At 63.9% G+C, this 922-nt stretch carries 1 protein-coding gene and 1 pseudogene; both read right to left on the reverse strand.

The window, feature by feature from the left end:
* Nucleotides 1-122 (reverse strand): DUF4387 family protein (locus QCE64_RS36405; protein WP_310009206.1); only part of this gene is annotated, 122 nt, incomplete at its 3' end.
* A pseudogene (locus QCE64_RS36410) lies at nucleotides 119-922 on the reverse strand (acyclic terpene utilization AtuA family protein); the annotation flags it as partial. The gene QCE64_RS36405 and the pseudogene QCE64_RS36410, both read right to left, overlap by 4 nt.

Consider the following 922-nt stretch of genomic DNA (forward strand, 5'->3'; position numbering starts at 1 on the left):
TCGTATAGCGTTGGTTCGTCGAAGATCACGTCGAACGTGATCTCGAACGGACCCGAGTTCTTGCTGCGCACCACCTTCGCCAGTTCGCGCAGCGTCTTGTTTTGTGTCTGCACCGTGCTCATGCGCCCACCTCCACGATCTCAACCGGAAACAGCGACTCCGCCGAGTCGATCTTCATCACGTGATACACCGTGAACTTGCACACCGGCCCGATTGGGTTCTCCGGCGGGTTCAGCGGAATCGCGAAGTTACCGGCCGTCGCCACCTGTCCCGGATACGGCGTGTGCAGCACATCGATACGCACGCTGCTGCAAATCGCATTCGCCAGTTCCTGGTTCGCCGCCGTCACTTCACCCAGCAAGCCGATCTCGTGCGGCACCGCTTGTGTCTGCGGCTCGAAGCTGCCCATCACGCCGTTCTTGCCGTACACGTGGAAGTTCAGCGTCGCCTCGCCCGAGCGCAACTCCGGATACGTCTCGTGCGCCTGCTGCTTGATGCCTTCGAGGAAGGTGTCGATCTGCTCGACCAGGATCGGATCGCGGATCCCGCCGATGAAGATCGTGCGCATGCCTACCACGCCCGCGCCTTCGAGCTTCACCGTGTAGTCGTCGGCCGGAATGAAGCGGCTGCCGCGCACCCGCACTGCCCGCTCCGTGAGCTGTTCGTAGGTCGCCTCGCGCAGATCCAGCACGCCGCCCGGGCCCGTCAGCAAGTCCGGACGCGTCTTCTCGTACAGCGTGTGCGCCGCCACCGAAGCCGGCGTGCAGCGCTCGCGCGGGTTCATCGGTTCGAGGTCGAAGCTGTCGCGGCGGATCGTCGCCAGAATCACCTTGCCCTTGGGCTCCGCGCAGTTCGCCCCGCACTCGACGATCTTGCCCATGTGCCAGTAGATGCCCGGCTCGATCCCGTGCAGCATGCACAG

It is taken from the genome of Caballeronia sp. LZ043 (assembly GCF_031451075.1).
Lineage (GTDB): Bacteria > Pseudomonadota > Gammaproteobacteria > Burkholderiales > Burkholderiaceae > Caballeronia.